Origin of the sequence: Aeromonas allosaccharophila, from assembly GCF_000819685.1 — a bacterium.
Lineage (GTDB): Bacteria > Pseudomonadota > Gammaproteobacteria > Enterobacterales > Aeromonadaceae > Aeromonas > Aeromonas allosaccharophila.
The window spans coordinates 12,690-27,969 of record NZ_CDBR01000085.1; the positions used below are offsets into that span (position 1 = coordinate 12,690).

The 15,280-nt window shown below is 54.4% G+C and carries 18 protein-coding genes, 1 other RNA gene and 1 riboswitch; of the genes, 14 read left to right on the forward strand and 5 right to left on the reverse strand.

Annotation, left to right across the window (positions count from 1 at the left end; translation table 11 throughout):
* Nucleotides 1-106 precede the first annotated feature (106 nt).
* Nucleotides 107-1,549, forward strand: a complete 1,443-nt coding sequence (locus BN1115_RS14710) for a hypothetical protein (RefSeq protein WP_042657744.1) — start codon at nt 107-109, stop codon at nt 1,547-1,549.
* 275 nt (nt 1,550-1,824) lie between these two features.
* Here BN1115_RS14710 and BN1115_RS14715 read toward each other — a convergent pair whose 3' ends face one another.
* On the reverse strand, nt 1,825-2,007 hold the full coding sequence (locus tag BN1115_RS14715; protein WP_005324899.1) for a hypothetical protein: 183 nt from the start codon (nt 2,005-2,007) through the stop codon (nt 1,825-1,827).
* Nucleotides 2,008-2,276: 269 nt separating this feature from the next.
* On the opposite strand from BN1115_RS14715, the gene ffs reads away from it, so the two are divergent.
* An RNA gene (ffs, locus tag BN1115_RS21800) (signal recognition particle sRNA small type) lies at nt 2,277-2,370 on the forward strand.
* Nucleotides 2,371-2,685: 315 nt separating this feature from the next.
* Here ffs and BN1115_RS14720 read toward each other — a convergent pair.
* Complete coding sequence (locus BN1115_RS14720) at nt 2,686-3,762, reverse strand: permease (RefSeq protein ID WP_042657745.1); 1,077 nt, start codon at nt 3,760-3,762, stop codon at nt 2,686-2,688.
* Nucleotides 3,763-3,868: 106 nt separating this feature from the next.
* Here BN1115_RS14720 and BN1115_RS14725 point away from each other — a divergent pair, with 106 nt between their 5' ends.
* From BN1115_RS14725 to BN1115_RS14775, 10 genes are all read left to right on the forward strand, one after another.
* Nucleotides 3,869-4,165, forward strand: a complete 297-nt coding sequence (locus BN1115_RS14725) for an ArsR/SmtB family transcription factor (RefSeq protein WP_042657746.1) — start codon at nt 3,869-3,871, stop codon at nt 4,163-4,165.
* 85 nt (nt 4,166-4,250) lie between these two features.
* Nucleotides 4,251-4,619 carry an ArsR/SmtB family transcription factor gene (locus BN1115_RS14730; protein ID WP_042062690.1) on the forward strand — a complete coding sequence of 123 codons (369 nt, stop codon included), beginning with the start codon at nt 4,251-4,253 and terminating at the stop codon, nt 4,617-4,619.
* A gap of 3 nt (nt 4,620-4,622) precedes the next feature.
* The gene (gene arsD / locus BN1115_RS14735) at nt 4,623-5,051 is read left to right on the forward strand and encodes an arsenite efflux transporter metallochaperone ArsD (protein ID WP_042657747.1); all 429 of its coding nucleotides are present in this window, start codon (nt 4,623-4,625) and stop codon (nt 5,049-5,051) included.
* Between the two features lie 68 nt (nt 5,052-5,119).
* Nucleotides 5,120-6,907 (forward strand): arsenical pump-driving ATPase, encoded by a 1,788-nt coding sequence (gene arsA, locus BN1115_RS14740; RefSeq protein ID WP_042657748.1) that lies wholly within the window; start codon nt 5,120-5,122, stop codon nt 6,905-6,907.
* A 96-nt stretch (nt 6,908-7,003) separates the two neighbouring features.
* The gene (gene arsB, locus BN1115_RS14745) at nt 7,004-8,074 is read left to right on the forward strand and encodes an ACR3 family arsenite efflux transporter (RefSeq protein ID WP_042657749.1); all 1,071 of its coding nucleotides are present in this window, start codon (nt 7,004-7,006) and stop codon (nt 8,072-8,074) included.
* Nucleotides 8,075-8,076: 2 nt separating this feature from the next.
* The gene (arsC, locus tag BN1115_RS14750) at nt 8,077-8,508 is read left to right on the forward strand and encodes a glutaredoxin-dependent arsenate reductase (RefSeq protein WP_042657750.1); all 432 of its coding nucleotides are present in this window, start codon (nt 8,077-8,079) and stop codon (nt 8,506-8,508) included.
* Nucleotides 8,505-9,053 carry a sigma-70 family RNA polymerase sigma factor gene (locus tag BN1115_RS14755; RefSeq protein ID WP_244152285.1) on the forward strand — a complete coding sequence of 183 codons (549 nt, stop codon included), beginning with the start codon at nt 8,505-8,507 and terminating at the stop codon, nt 9,051-9,053. The genes arsC and BN1115_RS14755 overlap by 4 nt, the downstream gene beginning before the upstream one ends.
* Nucleotides 9,054-9,284: 231 nt before the next feature.
* Complete coding sequence (locus BN1115_RS14765; RefSeq protein WP_244152286.1) at nt 9,285-10,724, forward strand: glutathione synthetase; 1,440 nt, start codon at nt 9,285-9,287, stop codon at nt 10,722-10,724.
* Nucleotides 10,725-10,845: 121 nt separating this feature from the next.
* Nucleotides 10,846-11,847 (forward strand): permease, encoded by a 1,002-nt coding sequence (locus tag BN1115_RS14770; protein WP_042657754.1) that lies wholly within the window; start codon nt 10,846-10,848, stop codon nt 11,845-11,847.
* A 13-nt stretch (nt 11,848-11,860) separates the two neighbouring features.
* Nucleotides 11,861-12,091, forward strand: a complete 231-nt coding sequence (locus tag BN1115_RS14775) for a thioredoxin family protein (RefSeq protein WP_042657755.1) — start codon at nt 11,861-11,863, stop codon at nt 12,089-12,091.
* Here BN1115_RS14775 and BN1115_RS22325 read toward each other — a convergent pair.
* Complete coding sequence (locus BN1115_RS22325; RefSeq protein ID WP_128821720.1) at nt 12,088-12,330, reverse strand: hypothetical protein; 243 nt, start codon at nt 12,328-12,330, stop codon at nt 12,088-12,090. The genes BN1115_RS14775 and BN1115_RS22325 overlap by 4 nt on opposite strands.
* Nucleotides 12,331-12,402: 72 nt before the next feature.
* On the opposite strand from BN1115_RS22325, the gene BN1115_RS14780 reads away from it, so the two are divergent.
* On the forward strand, nt 12,403-13,095 hold the full coding sequence (locus BN1115_RS14780) for an iron-sulfur cluster assembly scaffold protein (RefSeq protein WP_042062682.1): 693 nt from the start codon (nt 12,403-12,405) through the stop codon (nt 13,093-13,095).
* 10 nt (nt 13,096-13,105) lie between these two features.
* Nucleotides 13,106-14,107, forward strand: coding sequence for a GGGtGRT protein (locus tag BN1115_RS14785; RefSeq protein ID WP_042062680.1), 1,002 nt, complete (start codon nt 13,106-13,108; stop codon nt 14,105-14,107).
* An 85-nt stretch (nt 14,108-14,192) separates the two neighbouring features.
* Here the strand turns inward: BN1115_RS14785 and BN1115_RS21810 are convergent, their stop codons facing one another.
* Nucleotides 14,193-14,522, reverse strand: coding sequence for a DUF190 domain-containing protein (locus BN1115_RS21810; protein WP_082034863.1), 330 nt, complete (start codon nt 14,520-14,522; stop codon nt 14,193-14,195).
* Nucleotides 14,523-14,533: 11 nt separating this feature from the next.
* Complete coding sequence (gene crcB, locus BN1115_RS14790) at nt 14,534-14,917, reverse strand: fluoride efflux transporter CrcB (protein ID WP_042657756.1); 384 nt, start codon at nt 14,915-14,917, stop codon at nt 14,534-14,536.
* Nucleotides 14,918-14,986: 69 nt separating this feature from the next.
* Nucleotides 14,987-15,063: riboswitch (Fluoride riboswitch) on the reverse strand.
* Nucleotides 15,064-15,280 lie beyond the last annotated feature (217 nt).

The window sequence follows — 15,280 nt, forward strand, 5'->3', positions numbered from 1 at the left end:
TGAAAACGGTATCAATCACATAAATATATCTGCAGATTCTTTAGTATTTCTCCTTTGGAGCGGTCTATTGAATCGTTATGAAAATATAGGGAACAAGGAGAAACTGATGACAGTTCGTTCGTGGGTATGCATAGGGGTTTGTCTGGCTCTTTCAGCTTGTGGCGGCGGAGGGGGCAGTGACAGCGATAGCACCAACCCTCCGGCCGTTAAATCTTCTATCCAAGGAAAGGCCATCGATGGTTACATCAAGGGTGCCACAGTGTACCTGGACCTGAACTTCAACAAGCGGCTCGACGCAGGCGAACCCAGCTCTGTCACCACAGAGCTCGGCGATTACCGTATGGAGCTTACCGGTGCCCAAGAGCAGTGTGCCGAATACGTGCCTCTGGTTGTGGACGTACCTGTTGGTGCGGTTGACCTTGATACTGGCGTTGTCGAGCAGGCATACCAGATGGTTCTGCCTCCCAAGTTTACCCCGATCTCCAACGATGACCTCCTCCACGTTACTCCGCTGACGACTGTCCTTTGGAGCGATGTGGAAAAGCAGTTGGCCAACGATGGTGCTCTGACTTGCCAGTCAGTCATGGCCGACCAGCTGAAGCGAGAGAAGATCGCGTTCGAGCTGCGAGAGTCTACCAACCGCGTGATCAAGCACTACAACATCTCAGAAAAGAAGCTGTACGCTGACTACATCGCTTCTGGGGATTCCGAGACTGCTACTGTGGCGATGGAAATCGTCCGAGGTCTGCAGGCATCATTCGGGGAGACTGAAGTGTTGAAGAAGCAGCACCCAGATGCGTTCTATGCCTATGTGGACTACCACATCGGTGACAATCGCGACCTAGATAACGCCTACCCCAATGCCTGGTATCGTGAACAGGGTGTCTATTGGGATGATCGTGCAGTTACTCAGTTGGCAAAGGTATCCTCTGACTTCACGCAGGTGATCCGACAGTTGGCCTACAGCGAGCGTCACTTCCGCAAGACTGCTAGCTACAAATACGTCAACGAGTACAGTTTCGAGTCAAAAGGTGGGGATGACTCTCCGTATGCCTGTGGTGTGCAAGAGGCTATCGAGCACGTAGCTGGTAACAAACTGTATGAGTTGTCCAACTTGGTGAACTTCCAGGCTAATAGCTTTGAAGAGTGTGTCATCGACAACTTGGTTGATGTGGTAACGCAACGCCATGTAGCCGTAGAGGCCACTAATGGTGACGTTAAGTCCACCGGTGAGTTCATCTACGACCGTCAAGCTGGCAGCTTCCCCTTCTTGAACGACTGGATTGGTGTGGCTGATACTATCGATACCCTCAATATGGCTGATCTGGGGTCTGCTCTGGAACAGCTCCCGTATGGTTTCGAAGACCAGACTATCGAGCCAGATGCCCGTTTCTGGGCGAAGACTCAAGTCACCACAGACACAACCGGGGTGAAAACTGAAGTTCGCTACAACGAGCTCGGTCACTATGTCAAAACCGTCACTCAAGTAGACGGCACCTATACCACCGAGTGTGGTACTGATGGTGTGATATGGGGAACATGCAGCTAATAACAACCCAAGGAGCCCTTGCCGGGCTCCTTTTTAGCAGGTTTTGACTGGGTCAAGCCGGTAGCGATGCTTGGCCCGGCAGCCACGGCACCATGATTGTATCCTGGTTACACCAGCCATCCGTCTGAATCCGAATTCTCCTGCCCGATAGAACACATGAACGCCAGCCTGTTCTGAACAGTTCGGGCAGCTTTTGAGTTTCTGCCCGTTTTGATGGAACACAACTGAATGGTTGAGGGGCTGGCCACAAGAACACTGGTCGGTCATCGATGAACTCACTTCCGACGGTTGTCGGTTTCTTTGGCTACCCCTTTGAAGGGATCCCCACCTTGTTTCTGCTCGATAAACTTGCCGCTATCCGTATCGCGTTTCGTCCAGTTCCCATTAACCGGGTTCTGAACTTGGGTACGGTCGTTGACGGAACCTTGTCGATAGCCTTTGCCTGTGTTCGTAGCCATATGTCACCTCGGGTTTAAGTGAGACCCAAAGTTACCATTAGATTTCATTTCTCTCAATATTGGGTTGATTGTTGAGCTGCTGCGGGAGGGGATGGGGTCTTTAATGAGGTGCTTGCAGTGTACGGGGGAGGGCGGGTAGGATTGCCCTGTTTGTTACCCATTTAAGCATGTCCACTTGATGTGGATGACCGTACTTGCGGCGGATTCTCGCTTGTTGAGGTTTCAGAACACTGTGATGGCAATCAGTTCCATCCCCAAGTGCCTGATTTATTTGGGCTCGCATTGATAACTCGTCAACCTGGTCAGGACCGGAAGGTAGCAGCCAAGGCGGGGGACTCGAGTGCCGGGATGTGGCTGGTAGGGCCACCACTTGTTTCTGCAATTCAATAAGTTACAGCTAATTACCCCCTTCAGACCTCTTGGTAATCCACTTGATGTGGATGGATCAGGAATCTTCATAGTAAATCTCTGGCTCTCTCCGCAAGGTATCTGGTACTACCGCAAGGTGACCGTGCTCCCCTGTGGCCGCCGCAAAGACATCAAGACATCTCTCCGTACTCGGAACAAACTCGTCACATGTGAATAAATAAAGCTGGCTGCGGCCCCGTCGCCCATGATAGTCATGGTGCAACCAGTTACACACAAAAGGGCCTTCTGTTTCAGAAGGCCCTTTGTCATTTATGCAAACAGCAGTTGGGTCAGGTAGCCCATCATGACGGCCATCCCCAGTATGACGGTCAGGAACGCCGCGATCATCGGGGTTCTGAACATTGATTTGAGCAGGATCACCTCGGTCAGGCTGGCTCCTGCACTACCGATAATCAGTGCCATCACCGCCCCCATGCCCATCCCTTTGCCAAGCAATACCGATGCCAGAGGGATAACGGCTTCTGCCCTGATATAGAGTGGAATACTCACGACTGCGCTGAACGGGATCGCCAGCGGGTTGTCTGCCCCGGCGTGGGCCGCAATCCACTCGGCGGGGATAAAACCGTAGATAAATGACCCTATCAGCACCCCCAGCAACAAGTAAGGCAGCACTTCTTTGAATTGTTGCCAGGCATCGATACGCGCTTTGGCGAGGGCCGTGGGAATGACAGGGGCTTGGGTCAGTGCCACAGTGCCATCTGCGCAACAAGAGAGAGTGGGTGCGGTCTCATCGGGCTGCGCAGTACGGCAGGATGTCTGAGCCTTTAGCGGTTTGACGGACTTGATAGCATTGCTTGCGCAGCAGGCGGTTGCACTCACACTGGCAGTTTTTTGTGTCGTGGTGCCACAACCGGTGCCACAGCTGCTTTGCTTGGCCTCTTTGGGGTCAATGACATGACGCTCAAACCCCAGCATGTCCAGCAGCATACTCGCCAGTACAGACACGCCTGCTGCAATCACGGCATACAGCACCGTCACTTTCCAGCCAAAGGTGGCCCACATCAAGCCGACGATGATCGGGTTGAGCAGCGGCGAGACAAACAGGAAGGTCAGGGTTGGCCCAAAACCGGCTTTGGCAGACAAGAGTCCGCGCAGCATCGGAATGGTTGAGCAACTGCAAAAGGGCGTCAATGCCCCCAGTGCCGCAGAGATTAAATAGCCCCTTCCTCTTCGTGCTCCCAGCATGGCCTGGATTTTGGTATCGGGGATCTTCTGGCGGATCAAGCTGACCCCGGCACTGATCACCAGAAACAGCACAGAGAGCTCGAAGGCCAGGAACAAAAACATCTGAGATGCATCTGTCAGCATGGTTAACCAGTCATTCATTTTCATGTCCTCTTTGATTTACTATATTTCCAAAATAATCGAAATGTTGGGGTGGTCAAGATATTTCTGGTATTATCGAAATATGTTCCATCAAGGAGAGTGAGCTATGGAGTTGGAAGAAGTTGCCAAGGCATTGAAAGAGTTGGGGCATCCGACTCGGTTGTTCATTTTCAAACATTTGGTCAAGGCGGGGGAGCAGGGCCTGCCTGTCGGAGAGTTGCAAAAGCAGCTCGCCATTCCCGCATCGACCCTGAGCCACCACATTGCCGCGCTGGTCTCGGTTGGTCTGGTCAAGCAGAACCGGGAGAGCCGTACCCTGCTGTGCGTTTCCCAATATGAAGTGCTGGAAGAGATCATCGCGTTTTTCCGCGAAGAGTGTTGTGTAAACAGCAACTGTACCTAAATACATCAATAGCAAGGTTTGGGTGGGTTGATCATTTCAACTGTTCTTGTATAGTTGTACTCATGAAGTGAATGAAGAGGTTCAAATGAATAAAGATACAGCCACTAAAGTCTTCGAGTCTCTCGCATCCGGTATCCGCCTCGATGTATGGCGTCTGCTGGTCAAGGCAGGGCTGGAGGGGATGGTCGCTGGCCAGCTTGCCAGTGAACTGGATATCGCCCCGAACACTCTTTCATTCCATCTGAAAGCCATGCTGCATGCAGGCCTTGTCTCGGTGGAGCAAGAGGGCCGTTTCTTGCGTTACCGCGCCAATATTCCCCTGATGCTCGACTTGATCGGTTACCTCACCGAGGAGTGCTGCGCCGGTCATCCGGAAGCCTGCGGGGTGATGAGGGCTGAGTCTGGCTGCTCACCCCATGTATTACCTGCGCAGCCATGCTGCAATAAGGAGTAGACCATGAGACTGATACAAGTATTCGACCCGGCCCTGTGCTGCTCCAGCGGCGTATGTGGCGCAGAGGTGGATCAGGCACTGGTCACCTTTGCCGGTGACGCCGAATGGATCAAGCAGCAGGGGGCTTCACTGTTCCGGTTCAATCTGGCGCAGCAACCTCTGGTATTCGCCGAGACCCCGGCAGTGGCTTCCTTCCTGGAACTGTCCGGGGAAGAAGGATTACCGGTGACGCTGGTCGATGGCCAGGTGGTGCTCACCGGTCGCTATCCCAGCCGCGCTGAATTGATGCGTTATGCCGGACTTGAGTCACAGAAAGCGGCTGACGTCGATTGCGAAGACGTTGAACAGCCAGCAGTCGAGCCCAACAAAGCCGGTGCTATCAAAGGGATCGTCAAGAGTGGCTGCTGCTCCGGCAGCAGTGGTTGCTGCTAAGCGTCATCGCTTGGCTGGCAAGTTCTCGGTTCGGTCAATTGTCTCGTTCTTCCTGATAGGAGTCTCTCATGTCCCCGTTGCTGAACTACTCGTTTCTCAATGATGCACCCCCGTTTCTCTTTTTCACTGGCAAGGGCGGGGTGGGTAAAACCTCGCTGGCCTGTGCCAGTGCAGTTGCCTTGTGTGACAGTGGCAAACGGGTACTGCTGGTCAGCACGGATCCGGCGTCAAACGTAGGCCAGGTGTTCGACACCCAGATAGGTAACAGCATTACCGCCATCGCGGCAGTCAGTGGGTTATCAGCACTGGAGATTGACCCGCAAGCCGCCGCACAAGCCTATCGCGAACGTATCGTTGGCCCGGTGCGCGGCAAATTGCCCGACAGCGTGGTGCGCAGCATTGAAGAGCAGCTATCCGGTGCCTGCACCACAGAGATCGCCGCCTTTGACGAGTTCACCGCGCTCTTGACCGACAGCAGCCTGGTGGGGGAATACGACCACATCGTGTTTGATACAGCTCCGACCGGTCACACCATCCGTCTGTTGCAACTGCCGGGGGCATGGAGCGAGTTTCTGGAGCAAGGCAAGGGCGATGCTTCCTGTCTGGGGCCGCTGGCGGGACTGGAAAAACAACGTAGCCAATACGCAGAGGCCGTTGCGGCCCTCTCAGATACGGGGAAAACCCGACTTATTCTTGTGGCCCGAGCGCAAGCCTCAACCTTGCGGGAAGTGGCGCGTACCCATGACGAACTGGCCGCTATCGGCCTTGCCAATCAGCAACTGGTTATCAATGGCATCTTCCCGCAAAGCGAGCTGGCGGATGACCCCCTGGCGACAGCCGTATGGCAACGTGAGCAGCAGGCGATGGCTGATATGCCAGCGCTGCTGGCAAGGCTGCCACAAGACAAAGTGCCGCTGTTGGCGACCAACCTGGTGGGCGTGGAGAGCCTGCGCCAGTTACTGGGTGCAGCACCGGTCACTGGGACTGATGAGGTTGAGAGCACAACTACTGAGCCACATCCTGGCTTGAAGCAACTGGTCGATGAATTGGCCAGCGATGGCCACGGGCTCATCATGCTGATGGGCAAGGGCGGTGTGGGTAAAACCACCCTGGCTGCGGCAGTGGCCGTTGAGCTCGCCAGTCGGGGGCTGCCGGTTCATCTGACCACCTCAGATCCCGCAGCCCATCTGGGAGAGACCCTGGCTGGCGCCTTGCCCAGTCTGGAGGTCAGCCGTATCGATCCCCACGCAGAGACCGAGCGTTATCGTGCTCAGGTGCTGGCCACCAAGGGGGCGAGTCTGGATGCTCAGGGTCGCGCACTGCTGGAAGAAGATTTGCGTTCCCCCTGTACCGAAGAGATTGCCGTGTTTCAGGCCTTCTCGCGGATCATTCGCGAGGCAGGCAAGCGCTTCGTGGTGATGGATACCGCCCCCACTGGCCATACCCTGCTGCTGCTCGATGCGACCGGTGCCTATCACCGGGAGATTGCCCGTCAGATGGGGGGCAAGGGGATGCACTTCACCACCCCTATGATGCAGTTGCAAGACCCGAAACAGACCAAGGTGATGATAGTCACCCTGCCCGAACCTACTCCGGTACAGGAGGCTGCCAACTTGCAAGCCGACCTGCGCCGCGCCGGTATCGAGCCCTGGGCCTGGGTGGTCAATCACATGCTGGCTCCGGCCAGTGTCACCTCGCCACTGCTGGCCCAACGAGCGTATCGCCAGCAGCCCCATATCGACGCGGTCAAGCAGGAGCATGCCAAGCGTTATGCCGTGGTGCCCTTGCAAGCTGTCGAACCGGTGGGCGTGAAAGCGCTGCAAGCGTTGTGTCACCCTGTCCACAGGGCGGGGTGACATGCACCCGCGCGAGTTTACTGCCAAGGTGCAACCAACAGGGGCATTTGCCCGGGTTGAGTCCTTTGTTTCATCCACCCCTCATGGAGTCTCTTGATGAGTACCAACGCCTGCTGCGATCTGCCCGTCAGCAAAAAAATGAGTTTTCTCGACCGCAATCTGACCCTCTGGATCTTTGTCGCCATGGCCATAGGGGTCGGGATTGGCTATCTGTTCCCTCAGGTGGCCCAGTGGAACGAGGCGATGTCGGTCGGTACCACCAATGTGCCGCTCGCCATCGGCCTTATCCTGATGATGTATCCGCCGCTGGCCAAGGTGAACTACGGCACCATGGGCGCCATGACTCGCGACCGTCAGGCGATAACCCTCTCACTGGTAATGAACTGGTTGGTTGGCCCCATCCTGATGTTTGTCATCGCCCTGACATTCCTGCATGACTACCCGGACTACATGGTGGGCCTGATCCTGATCGGGTTGGCACGCTGCATCGCCATGGTGCTGGTGTGGAACGATCTCGGCGGTGGCAGCAAGGAGTACGGTGCGGGCCTGGTGGCGCTCAACAGCGGTTTTCAGATCCTCACCTACAGCTTCATGGCCTGGTTGTTTATTACCGTACTGCCGCCGCTGTTTGGTTTGCAGGGCTTCGCTGTGGATATCACCATGCTGGATATCGCCGAAAGCGTGCTGATCTATCTTGGCATTCCCTTCCTGGCAGGCTTTTTGAGCCGTCACTATCTGGTCAAGGCTAAAGGAGAAAAGTGGTACACCGAGCGCTTTATTCCGGCTATTTCTCCCATCACGCTGATCGCCCTGCTGGCAACTATCGTGCTGATGTTCAGCCTCAAGGGCGAGATGATCGTCGAGTTACCGATGGATGTGCTGCGAGTTGCCGTGCCTCTGGTGGTCTATTTCGTGCTGATGTTCTTCACCAGCTTCCTGGTTGGCAAGAAGCTGGGGATTCCCTATGACAAGAACGCCTCCATCGCCTTCACTGCCACCGGCAATAACTTCGAGCTGGCCATTGCGGTTTCCATCGCCGTGTTCGGGTTGAACTCGGATCAGGCGTTCGCCGGTGTGATCGGCCCGCTGGTGGAGGTGCCGGTCTTGATCGCTCTGGTCAATGTGGCGCTTAGAATGAAACGCAACTATCTCAACGCAGAGGCTTAATCATGAATAACACCCAGATCACCATTTACCACAACCCGGCCTGTGGCACTTCCCGCAATACGCTGGAGCTTATCCGTAACTCAGGCGTTGAGCCGACCGTTATCCACTATCTGGAGACACCGCCAAACCGTGAGGTCCTGGTTGCATTGATTGCCGCCATGGGGATGCCGGTGCGCGACCTGCTGCGCAAAAACGTGCCGCCTTTTGAAGCGTTAGGGCTGGCCGAGGAGAGATTCAGCGATGACGAGTTGATTGACGCCATGCTGGCGCATCCCATTCTGATCAACCGCCCCATCGTAGTGACGCCGCTTGGCACCAAGCTGTGCCGTCCCTCTGAGTTGGTGCTGGATATCCTGCCGAGCCCTCAGCAAGGGGCCTTCACCAAGGAGGATGGCGAGCAGGTAGTGGATGCACAGGGAAAACGCATCAAGTGACCGATCCAACCGGGGCACCACCTTGCCTGATGACGGCATGGCAGCAGCATGAACATGAGCTCTATGGGTGGCTACTCAAGCAATCTGGCAGCCCGATGGATGCCGATGACCTGTTGCAAGAGACCTTCTTGCGGGCAATCCGCCAGCAGGGCAAGTTCTGCGCCATCGAGAATGCCAGGGCTTGGCTGTTTGAAGTCGCCAGACATCTGGTGATTGATAAAAGCCGCAGGCAACGCCCGTTGCTGCCACTATCTGACGAGTTGGCTATGCAGCAGGGGGAGATCGATGCGGTCGATTCCTTGGCGGGCTGTTTGCCCAGAGTGCTGGATAAGCTTGCTCAGGCTGATCGGGATATTCTCAGACACTGTGATTTGGAGGGCATGAAGCAGGCGGATTATGCCGCCCGATCCGGTTTGACCCTTGCCGCCGCCAAGTCGCGTCTGTTGCGAGCCAGGGAGCGCTTGCGTCAGCAGCTCTCTCTGGACTGTCAGGTCAGGTTGGACAGCTCGGGGCGGGTCTGCTGCTTCACCCCGGCGGTGAAGTAAGCCATGAACTCTATTCAGCAAAAAGGCCAAGGTGTTCTCCTTGGCCTTTTCTTTATTTTTTCTTGGCTTCGGCCAGCTACTCATCCTAGGTTTCCTGGTTGGCTGCCTTGACCGTCATGCCATTGGGGCCAGCCCGATATGGCTGAACTGGTTTGCCATGTTGGCGTCTCAGGGGGAGATGAGTACCGGGCAACCCGATGTTGCGGTTCGTGAGTCAATATTCAGGAGTGAATGATGAGTTCTCTTGGCATTCAGAAAATCAGGGATGATGCAGTCGAGTGGGCATTAACCCATGGTGTCGCTTTTAAAGAGTCGCTCTATTCTGCCGTGCATACCCCGTTTACCCTGACACCTACCCCGATCAGCAGAGCGGGCTACCAGCATTTGAAAAGTGCGGCTCAGACCTTGAGCAAACTGATCTATGCCGTCTCTGAGGATCATGGTTTTTTATACGATGCCATTCACCCCATCACGGCAGGCGACCCCTTCTTCTCAGCGCTGCTTGGCATGCATCAACAGATCCACTCATCAGCCACCAAGGCACCCCGGCTGTCACTGCTTATCATGCGCAGCGACTTTATGGACGACCAGCGCGATGGCCACAAGCTGGTCGAGTTCAATGGCATCGCCGCGGGTATGGGGCCATTTGGTCAGCGAATACATGAACTGCACCACTATCTACAGCGGCAATGGCCTGCTGAATATGGGCAGTTGTCACCCAAGGCGATGGGGGAACTTGTCGGCAATGACGCCATTGAAGGGTTGTCAGCTGGCATTGCCGAGGCCACTTTCAAGATTAAGCGCGAGTTTGGCGACACTGGCCCGGCAAGGTTTCTGATGATTGTGCAGGAGCATGAAAACAATGTGTTTGATCAACACCTGCTTGAGCTGGCTCTCCAGCGCAAAGGAATTGAGACCCGGCGCAGAACCTTTCGTGAACTGCATAATCAGCTGAGCACGGGCGCCAACAACAGGTTGATCCTCGATGGTGTCGGCCCCCTCGATACCGTCTATCTGCGGGCCGGATACCAATATTCGGATTATGAGGCAGCCGATCTCAACGAGCAGAGATGCTGTCAGGCGCTGATGGCGACTCGTGTGTTGATTGAGCGACACAGAGTCGCCGTCAATGCCACGGTCGCTCAGCAATTGGCGACCAGCAAGCGAGTACAAATGCTGCTGTCGCGTTTGGGAGAAGAGGGATTCGCTGCATTTGGCCTGACCTCGCAAGAGGCTGATACCGTAAGAGGCGTGTTGGGTGAGATGCATCCTGTGACCCCTGATAGCGCATGCTTTATCAAAGCGGCCCCCTCCGACAGCTGGGTACTTAAAAACCAAGGGGAAGGCGGTGGGCATTGTCTGTTTGGGGCGGACATCCCGACAAAATTGGCAATGCTTGACCCACTCCAATATCAGGCCTGGTCACTGATGCGCCGCTTACATCCTGTTCCCAGAGCCATGCCAGCCTGGATAGTACGCAAAGGAGAGCTGCATCGGGTGACGGATTTGATCAGTGAGCTGGGGATCTTCACCGTGCAGATAGATGACCATCCTGCCAGCGCGGCGCGGAGCTTTGCGGGATATCTCATTCGTAGCAAATCGGCCGGATCGACAGAAGGGGGCGTTCATAGCGGGCAAGGAGTCCTGGACTCGCTGGTATTCAGTGATTGATGGCGCGAATAGCTGGGTGAAAACCGAGAGAACGCGGCACTGGTAAAAAAAACGGAAAATATGAGCATCCTTTGCGGACATGCAACGTCTTCTGGATAACACCGATGTTGATGGAGCCATTATGTTTCAGATTTTCACCGATCTTGCCAGCTGGCTGGTCTATCAGCAGTTGGGCCTGAGCCAACAAACCAAGCTGGGGGATGCGCTGCATTTCTTCGTGGAGGATGTGAGCAAGATCTTTGCCCTGCTGCTGGTGATGATCTATATCGTGGCCATGCTGCGAGCCTCCCTGAATGTTGAACGGGTGAGGGACTATCTGGCGGGCAAGCACAGAGGGTTGGGCTATCTTCTCGGCTCCGGCTTTGGAGCCATCACCCCCTTCTGCTCCTGTTCCAGTATCCCGGTGTTCCTCGGCTTCACCTCGGCCGGTATCCCGCTCGGGATCACCATGGCCTTTCTCATTACCTCACCGCTTATCAACGAAGTGGCCGTCCTGTTGCTGGTCAGTCTGCTGGGCTGGAAGTTCACCCTGATTTACGTGGTGGTCGGCATGGCGGTTGGCATGCTGGGTGGGGCGTTTCTGGACAAGATCAAGGCCGAGCGCTGGCTGGCCGATTTTGCCGCCGAGGCCCTCAAGCAAGGGCAGCATCAGCAAGGTGATATCGTCCAGCAGCATGCCGATGCCCCGAGCCTCTCGCTGGCCAAGCGTCATGCCTTTGCCAAAGAGGAAACCCTCACCATCTTCAAACGGGTGTGGCTCTGGGTCATTGTCGGTGTGGGGCTCGGCGCCGCGCTTCATGGCTTTGTCCCTGATGGCTGGCTTGCGGCTCACCTGGGGGCAGGCCAATGGTGGTCAGTGCCGGCTGCCGTGCTGATCGGCATTCCCCTCTATTCCAATGCGACCGGGGTGATCCCGGTGATGGAGAGCCTGATCGTCAACGGTTTGCCCATCGGCACCACACTGGCATTTTGCATGAGCACGGTGGCGGCCAGTTTTCCCGAGTTTATTTTGCTCAAACAAGTGATGAAGTGGCCACTGCTGGGCACCTTGCTGCTGGTGCTACTGGTCTCCTTCACGCTGGTTGGGTGGGTGTTTAACTTCGTATCGCCGTTAATTTCTTGATGAGGAGTATGAGATGAAAAAGGTAAAAGTGCTGGGCATGGGCTGCGCCAACTGCAAGAACACCGTTCAACTGATCCAGCAGGTGGTGGATGAGCTGGGGGTCGAGATCCAGCTTGAGAAAGTCGAGTCCTTGCCCGAGATCATGAAGTACAAGGTGATGTCTACGCCAGCTGTCGTCATCGATGACAAGGTGGTACATGCAGGTGGGATCCCGGCCAGAGAGGCAGTACAAAGCTGGTTTTAAACAGGTAAGAAACAGGTGTGCAGGGAGGCAGCATGGCCTCCCATTTTTATAAATAAATTGTTTTTAATCATGTTGTTATAAACACCGTGGCGGTGTCTTTGGATGATGTCTCTTGGCTGCACCTTGCCATGAATTTTCACAAGCACGGGGGACGCTAGGGGCGGTGCGCTTTTCATTGATCCCCATCGAATGCAGGTACTCATACATACATTAAGGTTTTCGCGCATTTCTTTGATCATACCCACATCATCATCATTGGTATGGGCCTATGGTTTTTGGATAACTCACCGAGATGAAGGAGTATCCGTATCATGATGCAAACTCATGAAATTGAGCAGATGTGTGTCGTGGCCAAAGGTCCCAATCATGGGCCTGCCCCGATCCCTCAGGAGGGGCAGTGGATCAAGGTCAAAGAGGTGACCGATGTGTCCGGCCTCACTCATGGGGTGGGTTGGTGTGCTCCTCAGCAGGGCGCATGCAAGCTCACGTTAAATGTCAAAAATGGCATTATCGAAGAGGCGCTTATTGAAACCATTGGCTGCACCGGAATGACGCACTCGGCAGCGATGGCCGCCGAGATCCTTCCTGGCAAGACCATTCTGGAAGCCATGAACACGGACCTGGTTTGTGATGCCATCAACGTCTCGATGCGGGAGCTGTTTTTACAAATCATTTATGGGCGCAGCCAGACTGCATTTTCTGAAGGGGGGCTCCCTATTGGTGCGGGTCTGGAAGACCTGGGTAAAGGGTTGCGCAGTGTGACCAGTACCATGTACGGCACAAATCTGAAAGGCGCTCGCTATCTGGAGATGGCGGAGGGATATGTTACTGAATTGGCGCTTGATAGCGACAATGAAATCATCGGGTACAAGTTTGTTCAGCTTGGCGTGATGATGGATCACATATCGAAAGGTATGGGGGCTGAGGATGCGCTACGGAAGGCAACGGGCACTTATGGCCGGTTTGCCGAGGCAGTTAAAACTATCAACCCGCGCAAAGAATAAGGACAAGACCATGGCACTCTTTGAAGGATACGAGAGACGTATCGCACAGATCACCCCATTCCTTGCCAGCTATGATATTGCCTCGCTGGAGGCCGCCGAGCAGATTTGTCTGAAGCAAGGCGTCGATGTCAGGGCAATCGTCAAATCAATCCAACCCATTTCGTTTGAAAATGCTGGCTGGGCCTATCTGATTGGCGCCGCCGCGGCACTGAAAAAAGGTCAGGTATCGGCAGCTGACATCGCACAGACCCTGGGCGAAGGTTTGCAGGCTTTCTGTATCCCGGGCTCTGTCGCCGACGATCGCCAGGTGGGGATTGGGCACGGCAACCTGGCGTCAATGCTGCTGCGTGAAGACACCGACTGTTTCGCCTTTTGTGCGGGCCATGAATCATTTGCCGCAGCAGAAGGGGCGATAGGTCTGGCTCGTTCAGCAAATAATGCCCGGACAAATCCGCTGCGCGTCATTCTGAATGGCTTGGGAAAAGATGCGGCCCAGATTATTTCGCGGGTCAATGGTTTCACCTACGTTCAGACCGAGTTTGATTACACCACCGGCAAGCTCAAGATTGTTCGTGAGAAGGCCTATTCGGCAGGGGAGAGAGCGGCGGTTCGCTGTTATGGCGCGGATGATGTGCGTGAAGGTGTCGCTATCATGCATCATGAACAGGTTGATGTCGCCATCACGGGCAACTCCACCAACCCTACGCGCTTCCAACATCCTGTAATGGGTGTCTACAAAAAAGAGCGTCTGCTTGAGGGCAAGAAATTCTTCTCTGTGGCATCAGGTGGCGGCACCGGCCGGACACTTCACCCGGATAATATGGGGGCAGGGCCAGCTTCTTATGGCATGACCGACACGATGGGACGCATGCACTCGGACGCCCAGTTTGCCGGTTCATCATCGGTTCCTGCTCATGTGGAGATGATGGGATTGATCGGTATGGGGAATAATCCCATGGTGGGTGCCTCTGTCGCGGTTGCCGTTGCGCTGGAGCAGGCAATGAAAGCATAAAACATGATGGTTGATTGATGCCGCCACGGGTCAGATATTGATGAGTGGCGGCATATTAAACTTATGTAGAACAGTTTGGTTTTATCTAATTACCTGAATCTCGTTCGCCAGACATGCCAAATTCTATCGGTATTAATGTATAGAATACGCTGGCATGATTATTTTTAAGGGCATCAAACATAAGATTGACTTCACTCTCCGTTACCGCGAGTGTTACTTCCAATGGTTGGTCAGACAGTTCGAAAAAATGAGCAGAGTGTAACCGGCGATCATGTCCCAACCCTTCATTAGCCGCTAATAATGTCGCACCCTGGATACCGAGGTTTTTCGCTTGTTCAACCAACCATTGTGCTAATGGTTTACCCTGTATTGAACGATCTTGCCTAGTGTAAAAAGTTAATTGATAGCCTTTCATAAATCCTCCAGTCATAGACGTTGCAACATAGACATCGACCACATTCCTGCAATTGTCATCACCAGTGAGCCGACCACATGAACACCAATGGCGGCCCCGGCCCAGACGAATCGTCCTGCTTGCAGTAATGAACTCACTTCAGCAGAAAATGTGGAGAAGGTGGTTAAGCCACCGAGAAAGCCGGTGATCACCAGCAGGCGCCATTCAGGGGAGAGGGCCGGGTTTGCCGAAAAGAACGCGATAGCGATTCCAATCAGATAGCCTCCCAGCAAGTTTGCAATGAGAGTCCCCGGGGGAATAGTGGGAAAGATAGCATTGAGCGCTGTTCCCAATAACCACCTTGATATGGCGCCGAGTGAGGCACCACAACTGATGGCCAGAATCGAATTAAGCATATCATTTCGTCCTTTAGTGCTGAGACTCCAGGACAGTGGTGCATATAGCTACGCAGCCCTGACCTGGACTGAAACGTAGGCATCATTAGCCACAGTGGCGGTTTGTGTGCTTATGCATATGGAGGAATGCCATCTCCATGCACATTGTATCTCGCATTCAAAGAAAGTCCATCTTGCCTATCTGGTGATGAATATCAAATTTATATGTATTTATCTAACGGATAAACAAGTACAGGGATACGCAGTGTTCTGATAAACTGGGTCGCTAGTGAATAGTCGATCAAGTGTTGATGGTGGCCAATAACTAATAAATTTATTTCGTGTTGTTCTAACAGGGTTTGAAGGCAGGGCAAGATCATGAAC

Coding starts and splice junctions, on each gene's coding strand:
- BN1115_RS14710 (WP_042657744.1), top strand. CDS start 107: ATGACAGTTCGTTCGTGGGTATGCATAGGGGTTTGTCTGGCTCTTTCA.
- BN1115_RS14715 (WP_005324899.1), bottom strand. CDS start 2,007: ATGGCTACGAACACAGGCAAAGGCTATCGACAAGGTTCCGTCAACGAC.
- BN1115_RS14720 (WP_042657745.1), bottom strand. CDS start 3,762: ATGAATGACTGGTTAACCATGCTGACAGATGCATCTCAGATGTTTTTG.
- BN1115_RS14725 (WP_042657746.1), top strand. CDS start 3,869: ATGGAGTTGGAAGAAGTTGCCAAGGCATTGAAAGAGTTGGGGCATCCG.
- BN1115_RS14730 (WP_042062690.1), top strand. CDS start 4,251: ATGAATAAAGATACAGCCACTAAAGTCTTCGAGTCTCTCGCATCCGGT.
- arsD (WP_042657747.1), top strand. CDS start 4,623: ATGAGACTGATACAAGTATTCGACCCGGCCCTGTGCTGCTCCAGCGGC.
- arsA (WP_042657748.1), top strand. CDS start 5,120: ATGTCCCCGTTGCTGAACTACTCGTTTCTCAATGATGCACCCCCGTTT.
- arsB (WP_042657749.1), top strand. CDS start 7,004: ATGAGTACCAACGCCTGCTGCGATCTGCCCGTCAGCAAAAAAATGAGT.
- arsC (WP_042657750.1), top strand. CDS start 8,077: ATGAATAACACCCAGATCACCATTTACCACAACCCGGCCTGTGGCACT.
- BN1115_RS14765 (WP_244152286.1), top strand. CDS start 9,285: ATGATGAGTTCTCTTGGCATTCAGAAAATCAGGGATGATGCAGTCGAG.
- BN1115_RS14770 (WP_042657754.1), top strand. CDS start 10,846: ATGTTTCAGATTTTCACCGATCTTGCCAGCTGGCTGGTCTATCAGCAG.
- BN1115_RS14775 (WP_042657755.1), top strand. CDS start 11,861: ATGAAAAAGGTAAAAGTGCTGGGCATGGGCTGCGCCAACTGCAAGAAC.
- BN1115_RS22325 (WP_128821720.1), bottom strand. CDS start 12,330: ATGATCAAAGAAATGCGCGAAAACCTTAATGTATGTATGAGTACCTGC.
- BN1115_RS14780 (WP_042062682.1), top strand. CDS start 12,403: ATGATGCAAACTCATGAAATTGAGCAGATGTGTGTCGTGGCCAAAGGT.
- BN1115_RS14785 (WP_042062680.1), top strand. CDS start 13,106: ATGGCACTCTTTGAAGGATACGAGAGACGTATCGCACAGATCACCCCA.
- BN1115_RS21810 (WP_082034863.1), bottom strand. CDS start 14,522: ATGAAAGGCTATCAATTAACTTTTTACACTAGGCAAGATCGTTCAATA.
- crcB (WP_042657756.1), bottom strand. CDS start 14,917: ATGCTTAATTCGATTCTGGCCATCAGTTGTGGTGCCTCACTCGGCGCC.